Origin of the sequence: Arthrobacter oryzae, assembly GCF_031454875.1 — a bacterium.
Taxonomy (GTDB): domain Bacteria; phylum Actinomycetota; class Actinomycetes; order Actinomycetales; family Micrococcaceae; genus Arthrobacter; species Arthrobacter oryzae_D.
The window spans coordinates 63,594-82,369 of record NZ_JAVDRQ010000002.1 but is presented as its reverse complement, the minus strand read 5'-3'; the positions used below and the strand labels follow the sequence as shown (position 1 = coordinate 82,369).

At 66.5% G+C, this 18,776-nt stretch carries 19 protein-coding genes; 9 read left to right on the top strand and 10 right to left on the bottom strand.

Translation table 11 applies throughout. The features are described from left to right. Positions 1-89 precede the first annotated feature (89 nt). Complete coding sequence (locus J2805_RS03610; protein WP_309970537.1) at positions 90-1,310, top strand: wax ester/triacylglycerol synthase domain-containing protein; 1,221 nt, start codon at positions 90-92, stop codon at positions 1,308-1,310. Between the two features lie 106 nt (positions 1,311-1,416). Further along, positions 1,417-2,124, top strand: a complete 708-nt coding sequence (locus J2805_RS03605) for a DUF4397 domain-containing protein (protein WP_309969346.1) — start codon at positions 1,417-1,419, stop codon at positions 2,122-2,124. A gap of 168 nt (positions 2,125-2,292) precedes the next feature. On the opposite strand, the gene J2805_RS03600 is transcribed toward J2805_RS03605, so the two are convergent. Then, positions 2,293-2,892 carry a ferritin gene (locus tag J2805_RS03600; RefSeq protein ID WP_309969343.1) on the bottom strand — a complete coding sequence of 200 codons (600 nt, stop codon included), beginning with the start codon at positions 2,890-2,892 and terminating at the stop codon, positions 2,293-2,295. Positions 2,893-3,099: 207 nt separating this feature from the next. Here J2805_RS03600 and J2805_RS03595 point away from each other — a divergent pair, with 207 nt between their 5' ends. From J2805_RS03595 to J2805_RS03585, 3 genes are all read left to right on the top strand, one after another. Continuing rightward, complete coding sequence (locus tag J2805_RS03595; RefSeq protein WP_309969338.1) at positions 3,100-3,675, top strand: RNA polymerase sigma factor; 576 nt, start codon at positions 3,100-3,102, stop codon at positions 3,673-3,675. Further along, positions 3,662-4,588 (top strand): anti-sigma factor, encoded by a 927-nt coding sequence (locus J2805_RS03590; protein WP_309969334.1) that lies wholly within the window; start codon positions 3,662-3,664, stop codon positions 4,586-4,588. The genes J2805_RS03595 and J2805_RS03590 overlap by 14 nt, the downstream gene beginning before the upstream one ends. A 143-nt stretch (positions 4,589-4,731) precedes the next feature. Further along, positions 4,732-5,958, top strand: a complete 1,227-nt coding sequence (locus J2805_RS03585) for a globin domain-containing protein (protein ID WP_309969331.1) — start codon at positions 4,732-4,734, stop codon at positions 5,956-5,958. A gap of 70 nt (positions 5,959-6,028) precedes the next feature. Here J2805_RS03585 and J2805_RS03580 read toward each other — a convergent pair whose 3' ends face one another. Together J2805_RS03580 and J2805_RS03575 are read right to left on the bottom strand one after the other, a co-directional pair. Further along, a complete protein-coding gene (locus J2805_RS03580; protein WP_309969328.1) occupies positions 6,029-8,596 on the bottom strand; it encodes a trypsin-like serine protease in 2,568 nt (855 codons plus the stop codon). A 19-nt stretch (positions 8,597-8,615) separates the two neighbouring features. Beyond that, positions 8,616-9,326, bottom strand: a complete 711-nt coding sequence (locus J2805_RS03575; protein ID WP_309969326.1) for a tyrosine-protein phosphatase — start codon at positions 9,324-9,326, stop codon at positions 8,616-8,618. 196 nt (positions 9,327-9,522) lie between these two features. Here J2805_RS03575 and J2805_RS03570 point away from each other — a divergent pair, with 196 nt between their 5' ends. Next, positions 9,523-10,347 carry an SGNH/GDSL hydrolase family protein gene (locus J2805_RS03570; protein WP_309969323.1) on the top strand — a complete coding sequence of 275 codons (825 nt, stop codon included), beginning with the start codon at positions 9,523-9,525 and terminating at the stop codon, positions 10,345-10,347. 78 nt (positions 10,348-10,425) lie between these two features. On the opposite strand, the gene J2805_RS03565 is transcribed toward J2805_RS03570, so the two are convergent. Next, complete coding sequence (locus J2805_RS03565; RefSeq protein ID WP_309969320.1) at positions 10,426-11,037, bottom strand: GNAT family N-acetyltransferase; 612 nt, start codon at positions 11,035-11,037, stop codon at positions 10,426-10,428. Positions 11,038-11,073: 36 nt separating this feature from the next. Here J2805_RS03565 and J2805_RS03560 point away from each other — a divergent pair, with 36 nt between their 5' ends. Continuing rightward, positions 11,074-11,514, top strand: a complete 441-nt coding sequence (locus J2805_RS03560) for an SRPBCC family protein (RefSeq protein ID WP_309969317.1) — start codon at positions 11,074-11,076, stop codon at positions 11,512-11,514. 26 nt (positions 11,515-11,540) lie between these two features. On the opposite strand, the gene J2805_RS03555 is transcribed toward J2805_RS03560, so the two are convergent. From J2805_RS03555 to J2805_RS03535, 5 genes are all read right to left on the bottom strand, one after another. Beyond that, positions 11,541-12,458, bottom strand: coding sequence for a 3-hydroxyacyl-CoA dehydrogenase family protein (locus J2805_RS03555; protein ID WP_309969314.1), 918 nt, complete (start codon positions 12,456-12,458; stop codon positions 11,541-11,543). Positions 12,459-12,460: 2 nt separating this feature from the next. Continuing rightward, a complete protein-coding gene (locus tag J2805_RS03550; protein ID WP_309969312.1) occupies positions 12,461-13,285 on the bottom strand; it encodes an enoyl-CoA hydratase/isomerase family protein in 825 nt (274 codons plus the stop codon). Next, positions 13,285-14,514, bottom strand: a complete 1,230-nt coding sequence (locus J2805_RS03545; RefSeq protein ID WP_309969307.1) for a thiolase family protein — start codon at positions 14,512-14,514, stop codon at positions 13,285-13,287. The genes J2805_RS03550 and J2805_RS03545 overlap by 1 nt, the downstream gene beginning before the upstream one ends. A 129-nt stretch (positions 14,515-14,643) precedes the next feature. Beyond that, positions 14,644-15,330 (bottom strand): pentapeptide repeat-containing protein, encoded by a 687-nt coding sequence (locus J2805_RS03540; protein WP_309969305.1) that lies wholly within the window; start codon positions 15,328-15,330, stop codon positions 14,644-14,646. Then, complete coding sequence (locus J2805_RS03535; RefSeq protein WP_309969302.1) at positions 15,330-15,803, bottom strand: SRPBCC family protein; 474 nt, start codon at positions 15,801-15,803, stop codon at positions 15,330-15,332. Before J2805_RS03535 ends, J2805_RS03540 begins: the two co-directional genes overlap by 1 nt. Before the next feature lie 164 nt (positions 15,804-15,967). Between J2805_RS03535 and J2805_RS03530 the strand changes: the two genes are divergently transcribed. Both J2805_RS03530 and J2805_RS03525 read left to right on the top strand, forming a co-directional pair. After that, positions 15,968-16,144, top strand: a complete 177-nt coding sequence (locus J2805_RS03530; RefSeq protein WP_011693098.1) for a CsbD family protein — start codon at positions 15,968-15,970, stop codon at positions 16,142-16,144. A 123-nt stretch (positions 16,145-16,267) separates the two neighbouring features. Continuing rightward, entirely contained in the window at positions 16,268-16,984 is a 717-nt protein-coding gene (locus J2805_RS03525; RefSeq protein ID WP_309969295.1) for a dienelactone hydrolase family protein, read from the top strand. A 173-nt stretch (positions 16,985-17,157) separates the two neighbouring features. Here the strand turns inward: J2805_RS03525 and J2805_RS03520 are convergent, their stop codons facing one another. Further along, on the bottom strand, positions 17,158-18,618 hold the full coding sequence (locus tag J2805_RS03520) for an amino acid permease (protein ID WP_309969293.1): 1,461 nt from the start codon (positions 18,616-18,618) through the stop codon (positions 17,158-17,160). Between the last annotated feature and the right edge of the window lie 158 nt (positions 18,619-18,776).

Below are 18,776 nucleotides of genomic sequence, written 5' to 3'. Positions count from 1 at the left end.
GGCCCTCACGTGCTGGCAGAACCGGCTGCTAACCTTTTTCCATGCGCCCGGCGACACACCGGCTCGCCGCGGTCGACGAGGCGAACTTGGTGCTTGACCACGCCGGCCAGGTCAACGTTTTCGTAGTCGCCGGTCTGCTGACGGCGGGCGGCTTCGTCGGTCCCGATGGCATACCTGACTTGACCGCCCTGCGCGCCTCCCTTCGTGAGCGGATAGCGACGCTGCCGCACCTCCGGAAGATGGCTGTCGCCGCGGGCCGCCGGCACCGCTGGGTTGAGGCGGCGCCCGACCTCGAGCACCACATCCGGCTCGTTGAGGCCGTCGATGGGTTCGCTGGCTTCGAGCAGGCGTGCGGGGAACTGATGAGTGCGCCGCTGGGACTGGATCGTCCTTACTGGGAGATTCTGGTGGTGCCGGGTGCGGCCGTAGGTGGGATCGGGGTCGTGCTGCGCATCCACCATGCTGTCGCCGATGGGATGGCGGCGTCAGCGATCGTACAGCAGCTCTTCGACCCCGTGGAATCGCCGGGGACGCCGGCGCACGTGCCTCGTGTCCTGGCGCCGAGGCGGGCACCGCGACGCGACCTACGGCATGTCCTCGGACAGCTCGGCTTCGGTCTGCGCCGCATGCGGATGACCCTGAGCGGCCGTGAGGTCGGTCCCACGGTGTTGCTCGGTGAGCGTAGTCCGCGTCGTGGGGTTGTGTTCATGGACGCCGACCTCGCTGCGCTCGAGACGCATGTTCGGCCGCTCGGTGCCACCGTCAATGACGCCCTGCTCGCTGCAGTGGCATTGGGCTACCGGGCGGTGCTGTCCGCAGCCGGAGAGCGGATCCCGGCCCGGCTGCCCGTCTCTGTGCCGGTCGCGCTGCAGCGCCGCGGGACAGCGGGGAACCAAGTCGGGGTCATGCTCGTGCGGCTGCCGCTCGGCGAGCTCGAACCCGACGAACGCGTCCGGCTTATCGCGGAACAGACCCGGAAGGAGAAGGTGCAGGCGAGGGAGCAGGGAACGCTCGAGTTCATGCGCGGCCCGATCGGCGCACGCATCATGGACCGCGTGGCTCGAAGGCAGCATCTCGTCGCAGGGTTCGTCACCAACGTGCCAGGCCCGGTCGGCACCTTTCGCCTCGCGGGTGCCCCGGTCGTCGCGATCTGGCCGGTTGCCGTGCTCGCTGCCAACGTCCGGCTCGGCGTCGCGGCCGTCTCCTACGCCGGCCGGCTCCACTGCGGCATCCATTTCGACGCGGAAAACGTGCCCGGAGGAGTCTTCGCGCGGGCTGTGGGCGAGGAACTGGCGCGGCTGGGCTCGTGAACCCAAAAAAATTTCATGAGTTTGCATCCAAAGAGGGACTCCCGCCGGTAGTAAGGGCGTAAGCACAAACCAGCCCGTCACAGGGCGTCCCTTTGAGGAGTTTGAAATGCGCAAAACAACCTACGCCGCCGGAGCACTGTCGCTTCTGGCTGCACTGACCTTCGCGACCCCGGCTCAGGCCGGCGGCTGGCACCACGACGATGCCCCCGCGAAGCTCTCGGTCCTGCACGGCGTTCCCGGCCTGACAGTGGACGTCTGGGTGAACGGGAACCTCACCCTGGATGACTTCACGCCCGGCAGCCTGGCCGGCCCGCTGGAGCTCGCCGCCGGCGACTACGAGGTGGCCATCACCGCCGCGGACGCCACCAGCGCCGACAACCCCGTGATCGGGCCGGTGGACCTTGAACTCGACGACGGCGGAGACTACACAGCGGTGGCCCACCTCGACGCCGATGGCACCCCCACGGCCACGCTCTTCACCAATGACACGAAGGCCCCGCGGAACGACAACAAGGGCAAGCTGACGGTCCGGCACGTAGCCGCGGCCCCCGCCGTCGACGTCCTGGCCGGCGGGACAGCCGTGATCGAGGGACTCAGCAATCCGGACGAGCAGACGCTGAAGCTTGAGGCCGGAACCGTCTCGGCGTCCGTTGCCGCCGCCGGAACCACGGCGCCGGTGATCGGGCCGGCCGACGTCACCGTCGAGGCCGGCAAGAACACGATCGTCTACGCCTGGGGAAGCCTGGCTGACGGGACACTGGCTGTTGCCGTCCAGGTTGTTGACTCCGCCGACCGGTGGTGCGGACGCCACTGACGCCGGGCCCCGGGAACGACGTGCGCCATCACTGATTACCGCTCACGGCGGGGCCGCCTGAAAGGCGGTCCCGCCGTCGTGCCTGCCCCGGCCGCGCGTGACCCGCGCGGGTCCCGGGGCGCCGCGCAGGTGTCAGCGCCCCGCCGTCGTGCCTCCCCCGGCCGAGCGTCAGAGCGCTCCGCCCGCCGCTTCCGGCGTTGCGGAGTCATGGGCTTCGCCGCCATGGCCCCCGCCATGGTGGTGCCCGCCGTGACCGTGGCCTCCGCCATGACCGCCTCTGCCGCCGGCGTCGCCCACCCTCTCGCGGGCAAGGAACATTTCGACGTCGAAAAGGTTGTCCGCCCGGCGCGCCACGTTCAGGAGCGTGGACATCGAGGCGACCTCTTCGACCTGCTCCTTGAGGAACCAGAGCATGAACTGTTCACCCAGGGGATCGTTTTCCGCACGCGCTGTGGCGAACAGTTCCTTGATGCTGTCCGTGACTTCGACTTCCTGGGCCAGGGCCAGGACCAACGGTTCCTCCGCCGAGGTGAAGTCGTTCCGGACCGGTTCGATTCCCGGAATCGTGATCTTGATGCCGCGGTCAAGGATGTAACGCACCATCATCATGGCGTGGTTCCGCTCCTCCAGCGCCTGCCGGTAGAAGTGCTTGGCCAGCCGGGGCAGATCCTGCCCGTCGAACCAGGCGGCGATGGCGATGTACTGCTGGGATGCTGCAAACTCATTGCCCACCTGTTTGGCGAGCAGATCATTAAAGGTGGTGCTCATTGGGCTCTCCTCGAGTCGGGGTTCAAGGCTGAGGACCTGCGGCACAAAGGCTCGTCTGGGCCCGAGATTGCCGGAGGGCCTGAGATGAGCTTGCTCCGGTGCGGCGGCGGCGGTCAAGACCCTGCGGGTTGCGGCCTATGGCGGACGGTCAGCGGGCACGGCATAATGTGGTTCCACAGGTCTCACTGCCGCTCGAAGGAGCCTTACATGACGCCTGCCGGCCCGCACGATTGGGACGCTGCTCTCGATCATGCGTTCGCAGGCGGCCAGGAAGCGGCACTCGCCGAGGCCTACCGGCGGCTGAGCCCCCTGGTGTACACCCTGGCGCTGAGATCGCTGGGGGAACGGGCAGCCGCCGACGACGTCACCCAGGACGTGTTTATCCGCGCCTGGAAATCACGCACAAGCTATCGTCCCGAAGCCGCCCGCCTGCCTGCCTGGCTGGTAGGGATCACCCGCAACGCCATTGCCGATGCGCTGTCCGCCCGCATGCGCCGGCAGGAGCTGGAGCATGCGGCGGGGCAGCTGGCGGGTGACGGCCTCGCAGCAGGTCCGCCGGCAGCTGACGTGGAAGCGGTGGCCGACCGCATAACCTTGGAGGAAGAGCTGGAGCGACTGGGCGATCCACAGAAGGCGATCATGAAGCTGGCGTTCTACGAGGACCTCACGCACGATGAGATCTCGTCGCGCCTGCAATTGCCGCTCGGTACCGTAAAAAGCCATATCCGGCGCAGCCTGACACGGATGCGGACTCGGCTGGAGGTGGGCCATGAAGCATCTTGATGACGAGCAGCTCAGCCTCCTGGCCCTGGGTGAACCCGCCGTAACACCGGCCGAGGCTGACCACCTGGCGTTCTGCAGTGAATGCTCCGGTACCCTGGCTGCCTTGGAACGGACCGTCCATGCGGCCACCATCGACCCTGCCGAAGTGGAACTGGCGACGCCGGGCCCGCACAACTGGGCGGCCATCCATCAGGCGCTGGGCCTCTCCCCCGACCAGGCGGAGGATCCTCTGAGCCGGCAGGCCTCCTGGGGCAATTCAACGACGACGACGATGGAGGGCGCCGTGCCGGAGCCAAAGTCGGCTCCGGGGACGCCGTTGACTCCGGCGACGCCAGCGACAGCGGCGTCAACGGCGACTCCGGCGACGCCGGCGACGCCGGCGGCACAACCAACGCCGCCAACGCCCCTCCGTCGTCGCGTCCGCGATCGGCGCCCCGGTTCCGCGGCCAGCCGCTGGGTAGCGATGGCCGCAGCAGCGGGCATCGTGCTCGGCGCCGGTGCGGTGTGGGCCGCCTACAATTTCCTCGGACAAGGCCCGGAGGCGGTTCCTTCTCCCACTCCGACGGCATCCCAGGCCGTGACCATTGCCCAGGCGCCGCTGCAGCCTTTGGAGTCCTACACGGCCAACGGGAAAGCTCTCGTGGAAAGGCTTCCCGACGGATCCCGCCAACTGGTGGTCCAGCTGTCCGACGGGCAGGTCAGCGGCTTCCGCGAGGTCTGGGTGATCTCGCCGGACCTCTCCAAGCTCGTCAGCCTGGGCGTGCTGGACGGCGAACCCGGCGTCTTCGCCATTCCCGAAGGGCTCGATCTGGCCGAGTACCCCATTGTGGATGTCTCCAACGAGCCGTTCGACGGCAACCCCGGCCACTCCTCGGACAGCATTGCACGCGGTGAGCTGGCCGCTGAAAACTGAGCGGTAGCCGGGAGCTACACCCAGTTTCCTGTGCGATGAAGTGCCGATCGGCCCATAAGTGGGCGGGCCCTGCCTGCTAGGTTTGGTGTGCTGAGCAACGAACACACCTGCTTAAAAACCGGTATCACCGGAAGGGATCCATCATGCTCTCAGACACCTCTTCTCCCGTCATCAAGGCAACGCTGCCTGTCGTAGGCGAGCACATCGAAGAGATTGCCAAACGGTTCTACAAACACATGTTCGAAGCGCGTCCTGACCTGCTGGACGGCCTCTTCAACCGGGGGAACCAGGCGGATGGCCGGCAGCAGCAGGCGTTGGCGGGGTCCATCGCCGCGTTCGCCGGATTCCTCGTGGACAAACCCGATCAGCTGCCGGACCACCTGCTCTCCCGGATAGCCCACAAGCACGTCTCACTCGGGCTGAGCCCGGACCAGTACCAGGTTGTCCATGACCATCTGATGTGGTCCATTGTGGACGTGCTCGGAGACGCCGTCACACCCGACGTCGCAGCGGCCTGGGACGAGGTCTACTGGCTCATGGCCAATATGCTCATCAACAAGGAGCGGGGCCTCTACAACGCGGTGCACCTCTCGCCCGAGACGATCTGGCGGACCTGGCGCGTTGCCCGGCGGATCCAGGAAACCGACGACGTGGTCACGTTCGTTGTGGAACGAACCGACGAGCGCGACGTCAAACCGTCGCTGCCCGGCCAATACGTCACCATCAAGATGCCCATGCATGACGGCGTGCAGCAGCCCAGGCAATACAGCCTCACCAGGGCCGACGACGGGCATCACCGGCAGTTCGCGGTGAAGCGGGTTCATGGACTCCCAACACCCGACGGCGAGATGTCCAACCTCCTCCACGACGAGGTTCAGGTGGGCGACGAGGTGGTGCTTTCGGTACCCTTCGGTGACGTGGTCCTGGAATACACGGACAGGCCTGTGGTCCTGGCCAGCGCAGGCATCGGCATCACGCCCATGGCCGGAATGCTTTCCCATCTGGTGAAGTCCGGTTCCCGACGCCAAGTGATGCTCCTCCACGCGGATGACTCAGCAGAATCTTTCCCGCTGCGGGCCCAAGTCACCGAAGACCTCGCGAAACTGCCCGACGCGACGTTGAGCACATGGTTCCTCGAGCCGGCTGCCCCGGGAACGGGCGGGACGGGCGGGACCGGGGGCGCACCGGAATTTGAAGGTTTTATGGACATCAACGCCGTCGATCTGCCTGACGATGCCGAGTACTATCTCTGCGGCCCCCTGCCGTTCCTCAAGTCAGTCCGCAGCGGGCTTATTGCGAAAGGCGTACCGGCCAAGGACATCCAGTACGAAGTGTTCGGCCCTGACCTCTGGCTGGCCGATTTCCAGTAGCTTGGAGTTTTTGTCCACTTATCGCGAGATAAGGCCCCGTTGGGACGCGATAAGTGGACAAAAACCCTCCTCAGCGGCGGGACCGGCGCCTGGCCAGGACCAACGCGACACCGCCGAGGAGCAGCACGCCCGCTCCCACTCCAGCGGCCGTGAGCAACCCGTCGGCACCGGTGGCCGGCAAATGGCCTGAGCCACCCGCGGGCGCGACGCCGGCAGGAACAATCAGGGGGGCCGGGTCAACAACAAAGGTGACGTTCACCGGTTCCGAGGCCGCGCCGTCGACCGTTTGGCTGGCTGCGACCGTATGCGTCCCGGCCGAGAGCCCCGGCGGCAGCGGCGCGCTCCAGGTGCCGCTGGAAGGGTACTGCGCCGGTGCGGCGCCGTCGACAGTGACAGTCACGGATGCGCCGTTGAGCGCCTGCCCGGTGATCTGCCGGGGAACCGCATCGTGGGCGAAATGCTGGCCGTCCTGGATGTTGGTGAGCGCAGGCGCCGGCGGGACAACCGTAAACGTCCGGCTGGCCGTGGGGCTGTCAGCAATGGTGCGGGCGGTCTGTACAGCAGTGACAGTGAACGAGCCGTACCTGGCGTTGCCGGTGACCGGGACAGTCCATGTGCCGTCGAGGCTCACCACAGCCTGCCCCGTGGTGCTGCCGGAGAGTTTCACCGTGGCGCCTGGTGTTCCGGTTCCCTCGATGCGTTCCAGCGACGTCAGGACTTGTCCCTCCGCCGGGTTGGCGATGGTGGGGGCGGGCAGGTCGGACGGCAGCACCGTGACGTCGAATGAGCTCGCGCCCGAGTGGCTGAAGCCGTTGACGGTTTCGGCCGTAAAACGCAGCCTGCCCGCCGGGGACGGAGCGGTGAACCGCCACTGCCCGGCGGAGTCCACGGGCACCTCCATGGGCGCCTGTCCGGGCACCGTAATGCGGACCGTTGAACCTGCGGCGACGGCGGATGCCGGGGCGGCGGGGATCTGCCCGGTGATGGCCTGGCCGAGCGCCACGCCACCGCCGTCGGCCGGTTCCGTGAGTAGGGGTTTATTCAGGAACAGCTGAAGCTGAACGCCGGGAAGCCGGGTCATGGCGTCCTCGAGCGTGGTGGCCACGGCGAAGTTCGCCACGGAACCGGGGGCGTCGCCTGCTGAGTGCGTGCCGACGGCGAAGTTCCCGCTGATCCACGGGCCGCCGGAGTCGCCGCCGCTGGACTGGACGGAGTAGGAGAGGAAGCCGCGGAACGCGCGGAGGTCGGAGGGATCGGTGGTGATGCCGCCCACGACGTAGATCCCCACCTCGTCCACTGTGCCGCAGGACCACCCGTCGGTGCGTCCGGAGCGGCAGACGGCCTGCCCGGGCGACGGCGAGGCGGTTCCGATGATTTTCACGGCGGTGGAGCCGGGGTTCGTGGGCGCATCCCAGCGGGAAGCAGCAGGCTGGACATCCAGGCCGGAACGGAGGGACTCGATTACCGCGATGTCCGTGCCGATGTTTCCGGGGTTGGCCTCGTCGCCGGTAATCCACGAGTTTCCGGGGCCGCCGAACTGGCTGAAGCCTAAAGTGCCGAGCAGGTTGTTCGTGGGCGATTCGGGACGTTCCACGTTGGCCGTTGAAAGGGTTCCGTCGTCAGTGCAGTGCCCGGCGGTAAGCACTATGGGATCTCCTGCCGGACTGTAGGCGCCGTAGCCGGCAGAGCAGATAATGCCGTTGTTGAGGACAAAGCCCTGCCCGCCGAAAAGGTCCTCTTCAGGGGCCAGCGGTTCGCCCTGCTCCAGGCGCACGTTCGAGTAGCGCGCCACGAACTCGGACGGCGAGGCCGCGGGGGCTGGGGATTCGGGGGTGCCGTCGGTCGGGCTGAGGGGGGTTACCGAGGGGGTGGCGCTGCCGGTCTCCGGCTGGTTTGTGCCGCCGGTCCGGATCACAAAGCTGCCGTTCGCGTAGGCCACGGCCTGAAGGCCGGCGGCGCCCACTTCGCGGACGTAGTCCTTGAACAGCTGGTCGGTGCTGGCCGCAGCCAGCTCAGGAGTTTCCGGGGCGGACGGCGTTTGCGGTGCAGGCGTTTCCGGGGCGGACGGCGTTTGAGTGGCGGCGGTAGCGGCGGCCGCAGAGGAGCTGGATGCCGGTGCCACCAGGACGAATTCACCGGTTGCACCCGCCGGGCTCCCCGCCTGACCTCCGGCTCCGGCTCCGGCTCCGGCGCCGGCAGCATTGAGCTCTGCCACGCGGGCCGCAAGCTCCGGTCCGCTGCCTTCGACCACAATCCGGCCGTCCTTCAGGCTGATCCCGGCAAAGCCGGGCAACCCCCGCAAGGAGGGTACGGCGTCGGCCGCGCGCTTCCCTTGGGCGCCGGCGGCGTTGAACTGTTCAAGGGTCATATCCAGGTCGCGGAGGATGGCTTCAGTCAGCCCGGCGTCGCTGATCGCGGGGGCAGAGCCGCCCGGCGCGGGAAGGGACACCGCAGGCGCCTCAGGCGCCGAAGGACCCGGCGCGGGAGTGGACACCGCAGGCACCGAAGGGCCAGGTGCCGGCGGACCGGACTCCGCGACGGCGGGCACCGCGAGGAAGGTGGAGCCGAGTGCCAGGGCGCCGGCGGCCGCCAGTCCCAGGGCGCGGTTGAAGCGTTTACGTCCGGAATGATGCGTCAAAGCGTCCCCCAAATTTCGTTCACGTCGCCGCCCTGGTTGCCAGCCGACGGATGGCAGCCAACTCGGCCGCGGTGATCCCGTGCCGCAAGAGATAGTTCGTGGTGTCCAGCCGCCGGACGAATTCGAGAGCCCCGCCGCCCCGCTTCTCCAGCAGGGGCAGCAGGGCATGTTCTTCCAGATAGCGCTCGTGCTTGTGGGGCACCCCGGCCGTGCGGTGGCGTTCGTTGATTCCCCGCATGGCCGCCTGGTACCCGGAGACGATCTCGTGATCGCCGGCGCCCGTGAGGTCCTGGAGCATGGCCGCGATCATTCCGCTGCGGTCACGCCCGGCCGAGCAGTGGATCACCACCCCGGCAGGCGCAGCGGCGACTGCCCTGAAAACGGCCACGAGCTTGTCCGGGAATAGCCTGGCATTGGCCGCGTAACCGTCCGGATCGTTCATGTATGGGGAACACAGTTCCCTGAACTCCGGGTGGTCCGGGTCTTCGGTGGGAGCATGCACCACGTCGAACGCTGCCAGCACGTCCGCGCCCACCTCGGGGTCGGTGTCCCGGCGGCCGTGTTCCGAAGCGTTCCGCAGGTCGATCACCGTGCGGACGCCGTCGTCGTACGCCTGTTTCCAGCCGACCTCGGTGACCCACTCCCGGCGCCCCATCCGGAACACGCTGCCGGAAATGCGCCAGGCATTCACGGCTCCGTCCCAGTGCACGGGCTGTCCAGGGTGTTCCATCCAGACAGCTAACCACAGACCCCCGACATCCGGCACCGGTACAAACCGAAAAATAGGGTGGGTTCCGGCGAATAAACAGGTATCTCAAACAGTGTTCGCCAGGCCCACGCGGGCGTACCCTTGGGCGTACTTGCGGCCTTGCCGCCCGCCAGCTGCCACGCAGCCCGGCGCACAATTCAGAACAAAGGGGAAACTGATGGGTGACCGGATATTACGACGGCGGCGCGCGGCCTTCGCGGCCGGCCTGGCTACGCTCGCACTGGCTTTGGGAACCGCGGCGGGGCCGGCAACAGCCGCTCCGGCCCTGGCCTACGTCGCCCTGGGTGACTCATTCGCGGCAGGCCAAGGAGCCGGTTCGTATCTTGACGCTTGCTACCGCAGCTCACTCAGCTATCCTGCCGACGCGGTGGAGAAGAAGAGCGTGCGCCTGGCCATCAACGCCGCGTGCCAGGGATCCACCACGGAAGTGGTGGTGGCCACGCAGCTCGAACGGCTGAACAAGAGCATCGCGGTTGTGACCATCACGGCCGGCGGCAACAACCTCGACACCACCGGGTTGCTGGCCCTGTGCACAACGCCGGGCCAGGAAGCCGCGTGCCTGCAGGGACTGCAGGCACGGTCGATCGCGCTTGCCGAGGCGCAGACCGGTTCCGGTCCCTTGTTCCAGGGCCTGGTAACCATGATCAACGCAGTCAAGGCCAAGGCACCCGATGCCCGGGTCTATGTGACCGGCTATCCACTGTTGTTCCATTCACCCGAGCCCGGTTCGCTTCAGGAAACCGTGAACGGACTCACGCTGGGGCTGAACGCCGTGATTGAAGGGGCAGCCGCCACCGACGGTCCGGAGGGGGCGCAGTACGTGGACGTCGCCGGAGCCTTCCTGGGCCACGGGATTGGCTCCGTCGATCCCTGGATCAACTACAACCCGTTTGCGCCGGGACCGGATGACTTCCATCCGAACGCGGCCGGGTACCGGGCCTACCACGCTGCCCTCACCGCGGCCGGCGCCTACACGGCGTAAGGCGTTCGTCCCGTCGATTGCTCCGCAACTGCCCTTTTGGGGCCCCAAAACGGCGCGTACGGAGCAATCGATGGCGGGTTAGCGCTGCTTCGCGAGCCTGAACTCCAGGCCGGCGCGGACCATGGGCCACTCGTGCTCGAGGATCGAGAACACCACGGTGTCCCGGAGCGTGCCGTCCGCGGTCCGGGAGTGGTTGCGCAGCACGCCGTCCTGCTTGGCTCCCAGCCGGGCGATAGCTTCCCGGGACTGGTGGTTGAGCCAGTGCGTCCGGAATTCGACTGCAGGACAGCCCAGCGTTTCAAAGGCATGCCTGAGCAGCTGCAGCTTCGAATCCGGGTTGCTGCCGCTGCCGTGCGAAGAAGCCGCGTTCCAGGTGGAGCCGATCTCCACGCGGGGAGTGGCGGCGTCGATGTTCATGTAGGTGGTCATTCCGATGACCCGGCCGGGCCCGCCCGTAGCGGGGTCGATCAGGCGTGTGGTGAAGGGCAACATGGAGCCCTGCTCCTGGAGCCCCAGGCGGCGGTCGATCTCGGCCGCCATGCCCTCGGGCGTGGGCACACTCGTGTACCAGAGCTTCCACAGCTCGCCGTCGCGGGCCGCATCCACCAGGCCGTCATGGTGGGCGCGGCTCAGCGGCTCAAGGACGACGTATTGGCCGGTCAGGGTGATGGGTTCGATGGAAGAAGTCACGGCACAATCCTAGGGGGCAGCAGCTAGGCTTCTGGGATGATCACTGTTGCAGGATCCGTCCGTTCTCCCCTCGCCGCAGACAAAGCCTTCGCCTACCTGTCCGCCTTCGAGCACACGCCCGAATGGGATCCGGGCACGCCCGTGGTGAAGAAGCTCACCGAAGGTCCCGTTGCCGTGGGACACCGCTACTACGCCGAGGCGGAATTCCGGGGTAAACGGCGGTCCCTGGTCTACGAGGTGGTGGACCTGACCGGCAACCACATCAAGCTCCGCGGCGAAAACAAGACGGTCATTTCCGAAGACTCGATCGACGTCTCGCCGGACGGCTCGGGCTGCACGGTGACGTACACCGCCGAGTTCCAGCTCAAAGGCCTGCTCAAGATCGCCGAACCGTTGATGAAGCCTGCCTTCATGTCCCTGCGGGATCCCGCAATGAACGGACTGAAGTCCACCCTCGACGCCAAGGCAGCCGTTTAGGTTCCCCCGAAGCTAACGCACGGCGCTTACGCCGGCCAGTCGAAGAATCCCTTGCCGGTCTTCCGGCCCAGTTCCCCGCGGGCCACCTTGTCGCGCAGGATCTGCGGCGGCGCGAAGCGCTCCCCCAGTGTCGACTGGAGGTATTCCGCGATGCCCAGCCGGACGTCCAAGCCCACGATGTCCGTGGTTTTCAGCGGACCGGTGGGGTGCTTGTAGCCCAGCACCATAGCGTTGTCGATGTCCTCGGCGGATGCGACGCCTTCCTCCACCATGCGCATGGCTTCCAGGGCGATGGCCACGCCCAGCCGCGAGGAGGCAAAGCCGGGCGCGTCATTGACGACGACGGCGGTCTTGCCGAGTGCCTCGACCCACCTTTTCGCCGCGGCGGCCAGGTCCTCGGAGGTCTGCTCACCGAGCACCACCTCGATGAGCGTGGACGCCGGCACGGGATTAAAGAAGTGCAGGCCCAGGAAGTTCTGCGGACGCTTGAGTTCGCGGGCCAGGCCGTTGACGGACAGCGAGGACGTGTTGGAGGCGAGGTAGGCGTCGTCGGAAAGCCGTTCCTCGATGCCGCGGAGCGAGGTGACCTTCAGGTCCCAGTCCTCGGGGACGGCCTCAACCACCAGCTGGCGGTCCCTGAAGTCGTCGTAGTCCACGGAGACGGAAAGCCGGGAGACCATCTCGTCCAGGTTGCCGTCCATGGCGCCGCGCTCGATGCTCTTGGCCGCGGCCGACTCCACCCGTTCGCGTGCCGCTTCGGCCGAGGCTTCGTCCCGCTCCACCACCAGGACGTTGGCACCGTTGATCAGGAAGGCGTGGGCAATGCCGGCGCCCATTCGGCCGCCGCCGAGAACTCCAACGTAGGCGGGAAGGTTGGCGCCGCGAAGGTCTGCGGCGGGAAGGTTGGCGCCGCGAAGGTTCTCCGGAAGTGCTGAGCTGCTCATGGTTACTGCTTCCCGTCGGACTGGTCTGAATTCTTGGTTGACTTCTTATCGAGAAAGGCCTGCATCCGGTCGAACTTGGCCTGGGATTCAAAGAGGATCCCCTGCGCCAGCTGGTCGATTAGCGGGTGCGCTTCGGCCGGTGCGTGGAACACCGATTTGGTGATACGCACGGCCAGCGGATCCTGCCTTGCAATGCGGTCGGCGAGGCTGTGGGCTCCGTCCATCAGCACGGGGGCCTCGTGGATCTCGGTGATGAGGTTGACGGCGAGGGCCTGTTCGGCGCGGAGCACCAGCCCGGCCAGCAGGATCTGCTTTGCCACCGGCTCACCCACCAGCTCCTTCAGCCGCCAGCTGGCACCGGCCGCGGCGAGGATGCCCAGGCCGGTTTCGGGGTTGCCGATGCGGACGCTGGGTGTGCCGATCCTGAAGTCGGCGGCGTAGGCGAGCTCGGCGCCGCCACCCAGGCAGTAGCCGTCCAGGGCCGCGATAACAGGCATAGGCAGCTTGGCGATCCGGACGAAAATCGTGGAGTTGATGCCCTGCAGGGCATCGTCCCGGCGACGTTCGCGCAGCTGGGCGATGTCCGCGCCGGAGGCGAAGACGCCGTCGACGCCCGCGATGATGAGCACCTTGGGGTTCTGCTCCAGCGCGGCGCATACGATATGGAGTTCGTCCACCATCTGCTGGTCGATCGCGTTCCGCACCTCGGGGCGGTTGAGGAGCACCACCACGCGGTCGTCGCGCTCCTCGACCAGGAGGGTGCGGAACTCGTGGGTGCTCAAGTGTCCGTTCGCGCTTTGTCCGTTCGCGCTTTCCGGGGCCGCCATTACACACGCTCCAGAAGCATTGCGGTGCCCTGGCCGACGCCGATGCACATGGTGGCGAGACCCACCTTGGCGTCTTCGCGTTCCATCCGGCCCAGCAGGGTAATGGCGATCCGTGAGCCGCTGGAACCCAGCGGGTGCCCCAAACTGATGGCGCCGCCGTCGTTGTTCACAATGTCCGGGTCCAGGCCAAGCCGGCGCATGCTGGCAAGCGACTGGGTGGCAAACGCTTCGTTGAGTTCGACGGCGCCGAGGTCGCCCACGCTGTACCCGCTGCGGGCCAACACCTTCTGCGTTGCGGGAACCGGGCCGATGCCCATGATCTCGGGTTCGCACCCGGCCGAGGCGCCGTCGATGATCCGGGCGCGCGGGGTGAGGCCGAGCTTCTGGATGGCCGCCTCGGACGCCACGATGATGGCGGAGGCGCCGTCGTTGAGGGTGGACGAGTTGCCGGCAGTGACAATCGAGCCGCCCTTGACCACGGGGCGGAGGCCTGCGAGCACGTCCATGGTGGTGCCGGCACGGGGGCCTTCGTCGGTGTCCACTACGGTTTCGCCCTTGCGGGTCTTGACTGTTACGGGAACGATTTCGTCCTTGAACCGGCCGGCGGCGATGGCCGCGAGGGACCGTTCGTGCGAGCGGACGGCGAAGGCGTCGGCATCTTCGCGGGAAATCCCGTCAACGCGGCCCACTTCCTCGGCCGTCTCCGGCATGGAGTACGTCATCTTGCCGTCCCGGGAGAGTTCGCCTTTCTGGAACAGCGGGTTGGCGAAGCGCCAGCCGATGGAGGTATCGAAGATGGCGCCGGGCTTGGCGAAGGCCGTCTGCGGCTTCTCCTGCACCCAGGGCGCCCGGCTCATGGATTCCACGCCGCCGGCGATCACGATGTCCGCGGCTCCGGATTTGATCATCTGGCTGGCCATGATGATGGCGCTGAGCCCGGAGGCGCACAGCCGGTTCACCGTGATTCCGGGGATGTGCAGCGGAAGTCCCGCCAGCAGCGTGGCCATGCGGGCTACGTTGCGGTTTTCCTCGCCCGCGCCGTTGGCGTTGCCCAGGATCACCTCGTCGATGGAGTCGGGGTCCAGCCCGGCCCGTGAAACGGCCTCGCGGACCACAAGGGCGGCGAGGTCGTCGGGGCGGACGGCGGAGAGCGCGCCTCCGTACCGGCCCACCGGCGTTCGGGCACCGCCCACCAGAAATGCCTGCGGTCCTGCTGTTGCTGAGGCCATGGAAACACCCTTCACGCGATAAACGGCACTGTCATCTGCGGCGGCAAGAGCCCTGCGACTAATTTACCGACCGTTCGTTCTATAAAGATTACACGGCGGCCGCAAGGGGTCAACAAAACTCAAGGGGAGTTACAGGACCACGACGCCGAGATGGGCAGCCAGGAGCGGGGCGAGAAGGCTCAACTGGTAGTCATCGATCACGACCCCGGCCAGGCTGTCGAGCCCGCTGATGGTGCGGAAGTCGGTGCCGCGGAGATCGAAATCCTTGAAATTGGCCCCGGCAAGGTCAAGGGTGCCGATGGTGCAGTTCTTGAGCGCCACGCGCGTACCGGTCACTGAACCGAGGTCCAGCTCGTTGATGATGCAGTCGCTGATCTGCACGTCCGTCAGCCGGGAGCCGCGCAGGTTCACGTAGTCCAGCTTGCCGCCGTCGATCCGAACCGACGTCCAGCCACTCTCATACAGCTCCGCCGAACCCCACCGAGGGTTCCTGATCTCGACCTCGCGCAGGGTGGCCCGCGCCGCCGTAAACACCGGGGCGTAGACCTCACCCAGGATGCAGTCCCGGAAGGTTGCACCGCGCAGTTGGGTTTCATTGAAGGAAACCCCTTCGAATTCGCACTCGGCGAAGTCCGTGCCGCTCAGCTCCAGGCCGTCGGCATCAGCGCGGCTGAACTTCAGGCCGTCATACCGCTCTCCCCGCTCGAAGTCCGGGGACGGCTCATCGCGGAGTTCCTCCAGCCGGACTGGCGAAAGCCGGGGCGCGGTGACCTTCGCACCTTTCGCAGCCCTGCCCCCGGCGGGCCTCCCCGCCATCAGAGCGACTCGGCCTTCGCCGCAATCTCGGCCAGATCCTTGGCCAGCGCCTTCCGGGTGATGCTCATGCCGATCCTGCCGAAGAGGGTCATCGCGATCTTGCTCAGCAGGGTGGGCTTGACCACCTCGGCGCCGAAGGTCAGCGAGAGGTCCGTCCCGCCGTCGCGCTCGGCGAGGGTGAACCGCGAGGTGTAGTCCGCGCCGCCCTGCAGCGCTTTGACGGTGGTGCTGCCCGCGCGGGCCGGCGACGGCGGCTCGGCCTGGGACACCCACATCTCCACGGTTTCGGCCCGGCCCATCATGGTGCGGGTTTCCTTCCACCGGGTACCTTCGCCGTATCCGCCCTCGCTGAGCATCTGGACGGAATCGACTCCGGAAAGGGTGGCGGCCGAGCCCGGAATGTCCGAGATCACGGCCCAGACCTTGTCCGGGCTGGCGTTGACTTGCTGCGTGAGGGTGGTCTTGTGCTCCATGCATTCGAGCCTAGCCGTGAGCACCGACAACCGTCACGGACAGCGCCGCGCCATCTTGGGATTCCCGGAAAACCGCCGCAAAGCATCCCTTGAATTAGTAAGCATGCTTTGTGTTATTGTGATGGTGCTTAGTTTTTTACCGGCAACGAAAGGTGGAATACACCATGGGAATCGGCGACAAAATTCAGAACGAAGCAGAGCACCTCGGCGGCAAGGCCAAGGAAGCGGCCGGCAACGCCACGGACAATGACCGCCTGCGCGCAGAAGGTCAGAAGGACCAGGTTGTTGCCGACGCCAAGAAAGTTGGCGAAAACGTGAAGGACGAGTTCAAAAGAGACTAAGGCATCCAGGCAGCGGCTACGGCGGCTGCCCGGGAGACGACGGCGGGCATTCCTTTGGGGGATGCCCGCCGTCTTTGTGTGAGATTCTCTGGTGACAGCAACCGTCAACGGAAGGTCCGCACGATGACGCTCATCGACCTCAATGAGGCGGGCCCTGCCGCCGGGAACCTGCGCGGCTACCTCGCGGAACCTGCGGGGACGGGCCCGTTTCCCGCCGTCCTGATGATCCACGAGGCGTTCGGGCTCAACGATATTGCCCGCCGCCAGGCTGACCGGCTGGCGTCGGCCGGCTACCTGACCCTGGCTGTGGACCTCTTCAGTGACGGCGGTTCGCGCAGCTGCCTGGTGTCAACCATGAGGTCGATGCTGTCCGGCTCCGGCAAGGCGTTGGAGGACCTGGCCACCGGTCAGGCCTGGCTGGAGAACTCTGGACGCACCAACGGCAAGATCGGTGTCATCGGCTTCTGCATGGGCGGCGGCTTCGCCCTGCTGATCGCCAGGAACGGCTTCGACGCCGCGGCGGTAAATTACGGCAGGCTGCCCAGACATCCCGAGGAAGCCCTGCTCGGCGCGTGCCCGGTGGTGGGCAATTTCGGTAAAAAGGACCGCACCCTCCCCGGCGCCGCGGCGAGGCTCGAAGCCACCCTGGAAACGCTTGGCATCGAGCACGACATCAAGGAGTTTGAGGGTGCCGGCCACGCGTTCATGAACGACGCCGAGGAAGGCCCCCGGCCGCTGCGGCCCCTTTTCCGGGTAATGGGCATCAAGCCGGACCCGGAAGCGGCCGTGGAAGCCTGGCAGCGAATCGAGGACCACTTCGCCAAGTACCTGAAGGACTAAGCGCGAACGGACAGTTAAGCCCCCCGCAGAAGAAGGGGCCGCAAGTGTACGTTCGCGCTCCCCGGCGCTCATCACAGGGGCCGCAAGTGTACGTTTGCGCTGCCCCAAAGGACGAACGACGGCGGCGGCCACCTCGGGTAGGTGACCGCCGCCGTCGTACTGCTTTTGCGAAGTTAGCTGAAGAGCTCGCTCTTCGGCTCGTTGTTCCTGACCTTGTGCCAGCCGAGCCACAGCACCAGCGCGAAGAACGGGATGGTGGCCAGGGTCCAGAGGCCCAGGTGGAAGACCTCGCCGGTCTTGCTGGTCATGGTGTCGAAGCCGATCAGGACGGTGATGGCGAGCAGTGCCACCAAGCCGGCCCAGCTGCTCCAGGTTCCGCCCGGCGCGGGCAGCGAGGAGACCTTGCCCTTCTTCTTGCGCAGCGCGATCTGGCTGGCGAAGATGGCGCCCCACGTGAAGATGACGCCGATCGACGCGGAGTTGAGCGCGAGGTCGAAGGCGTGCGAGCCGCCCAGCCAGATGTTCAGCAGGATGCCGACGAGGTAGACGGCGCCGATGGCCAGGATGGCGGCGTACGGCACGTGGCTCTTGGACATCCGGGTCAGCCACTCCGGAGCGTGTCCGTTGTTGGCCATGGTGCGGAAGATCCGGCCGATCGAGTACAGGCCCGAGTTGCAGGAGGACAGCGCGGCGGTGATGACGATCATGTTCATGACGTCGCCCATCCAGCCCAGGCCCATCTGGCCGAACACGGTGACGAACGGCGAGGTGCCGGCCACGTACTGGTCCGAGGGCAGCAGCATGGCCAGGAGGGTCACGGAACCGACGTAGAACACCACGATGCGGAAGACGACGGCGCGGATAGCCTTGGGAACTTCCTTGGCCGGATCCTGCATTTCGCCGGCCGTGATGCCGACCAGCTCAATGCCGTTGTAGGCGAAGATCACGGCATTCAGAACCAGGATCATCACCAGTGCGCCCTTGGGGAACATTCCGCCTTCGGCTGCGAAGAGGTTGCTGACGGAGGCGTGGCCGTCGCCCACCTGGGCGTTGGTGACCACCATGAAGGTGCCCACGGCCAGGAAGATCACGATGGCGCCCACCTTGAGGCAGGAGGCCCAGAACTCGAATTCACCGAATGCCTTGACGCTCATGAGGTTGACGCCCACGAGCAGCAGCAGCGCCGCGATGGCGGACAGTTCAACAGGCACGTTGGGGAAGAAGAACTGGAAGTACAGTCCGATCGCGATGAGCTCGGCGATGCCGGTCATGGCCCAGTTGATGAAGTACATCCAGCCGGACAGGTACGCGCCCTTCTTGCCGAACATTTCGCCGGCGTAGCTGACGAAGGAACCCGACGTCTGGCGGTACATGATGAGTTCGCCCAGGGCGCGCATCAGCAGGTAGGCGATGACGCCGGCAATGGCGTAGGAGAAGATCAGCGCGGGGCCCGTGGAGGCCAGACGTCCGCCGGCACCCATGAAGAGGCCGACGCCGATGGCACCGCCCATGGCGATCATGGTGACCTGGCGGCCGCTCAGGGACTTCTTGTAGCCCTCGGCACTGAGGGTGGAGTCGACGACGGCGGATTGCGCCGTGGGACTCACGAGTTCTGTTGGGGTACTTTGTGGCACAACTGTTCCTTGTGGGTCGGGGGGATGGCCGGCACCGGAACGCGGAGCTTTTGTCCACATAATTCGGGTTTATCCCTGGTTTGGGACAATTATGCGGGCATAAACTCTTCGGGCGTCGAAGGTTCGCGCGGCCTACCCAGCTTACAAGGTCCGCGGAA

Bases quoted from the DNA above. Each gene is read 5' to 3' on its own strand.
- J2805_RS03605 (WP_309969346.1), top strand. From the start codon at position 1,417: ATGCGCAAAACAACCTACGCCGCCGGAGCACTGTCGCTTCTGGCTGCA.
- J2805_RS03600 (WP_309969343.1), bottom strand. From the start codon at position 2,892: ATGAGCACCACCTTTAATGATCTGCTCGCCAAACAGGTGGGCAATGAG.
- J2805_RS03595 (WP_309969338.1), top strand. From the start codon at position 3,100: ATGACGCCTGCCGGCCCGCACGATTGGGACGCTGCTCTCGATCATGCG.
- J2805_RS03590 (WP_309969334.1), top strand. From the start codon at position 3,662: ATGAAGCATCTTGATGACGAGCAGCTCAGCCTCCTGGCCCTGGGTGAA.
- J2805_RS03585 (WP_309969331.1), top strand. From the start codon at position 4,732: ATGCTCTCAGACACCTCTTCTCCCGTCATCAAGGCAACGCTGCCTGTC.
- J2805_RS03575 (WP_309969326.1), bottom strand. From the start codon at position 9,326: ATGGAACACCCTGGACAGCCCGTGCACTGGGACGGAGCCGTGAATGCC.
- J2805_RS03570 (WP_309969323.1), top strand. From the start codon at position 9,523: ATGGGTGACCGGATATTACGACGGCGGCGCGCGGCCTTCGCGGCCGGC.
- J2805_RS03560 (WP_309969317.1), top strand. From the start codon at position 11,074: ATGATCACTGTTGCAGGATCCGTCCGTTCTCCCCTCGCCGCAGACAAA.
- J2805_RS03555 (WP_309969314.1), bottom strand. From the start codon at position 12,458: ATGAGCAGCTCAGCACTTCCGGAGAACCTTCGCGGCGCCAACCTTCCC.
- J2805_RS03550 (WP_309969312.1), bottom strand. From the start codon at position 13,285: ATGGCGGCCCCGGAAAGCGCGAACGGACAAAGCGCGAACGGACACTTG.
- J2805_RS03545 (WP_309969307.1), bottom strand. From the start codon at position 14,514: ATGGCCTCAGCAACAGCAGGACCGCAGGCATTTCTGGTGGGCGGTGCC.
- J2805_RS03540 (WP_309969305.1), bottom strand. From the start codon at position 15,330: ATGGCGGGGAGGCCCGCCGGGGGCAGGGCTGCGAAAGGTGCGAAGGTC.
- J2805_RS03535 (WP_309969302.1), bottom strand. From the start codon at position 15,803: ATGGAGCACAAGACCACCCTCACGCAGCAAGTCAACGCCAGCCCGGAC.
- J2805_RS03530 (WP_011693098.1), top strand. From the start codon at position 15,968: ATGGGAATCGGCGACAAAATTCAGAACGAAGCAGAGCACCTCGGCGGC.
- J2805_RS03525 (WP_309969295.1), top strand. From the start codon at position 16,268: ATGACGCTCATCGACCTCAATGAGGCGGGCCCTGCCGCCGGGAACCTG.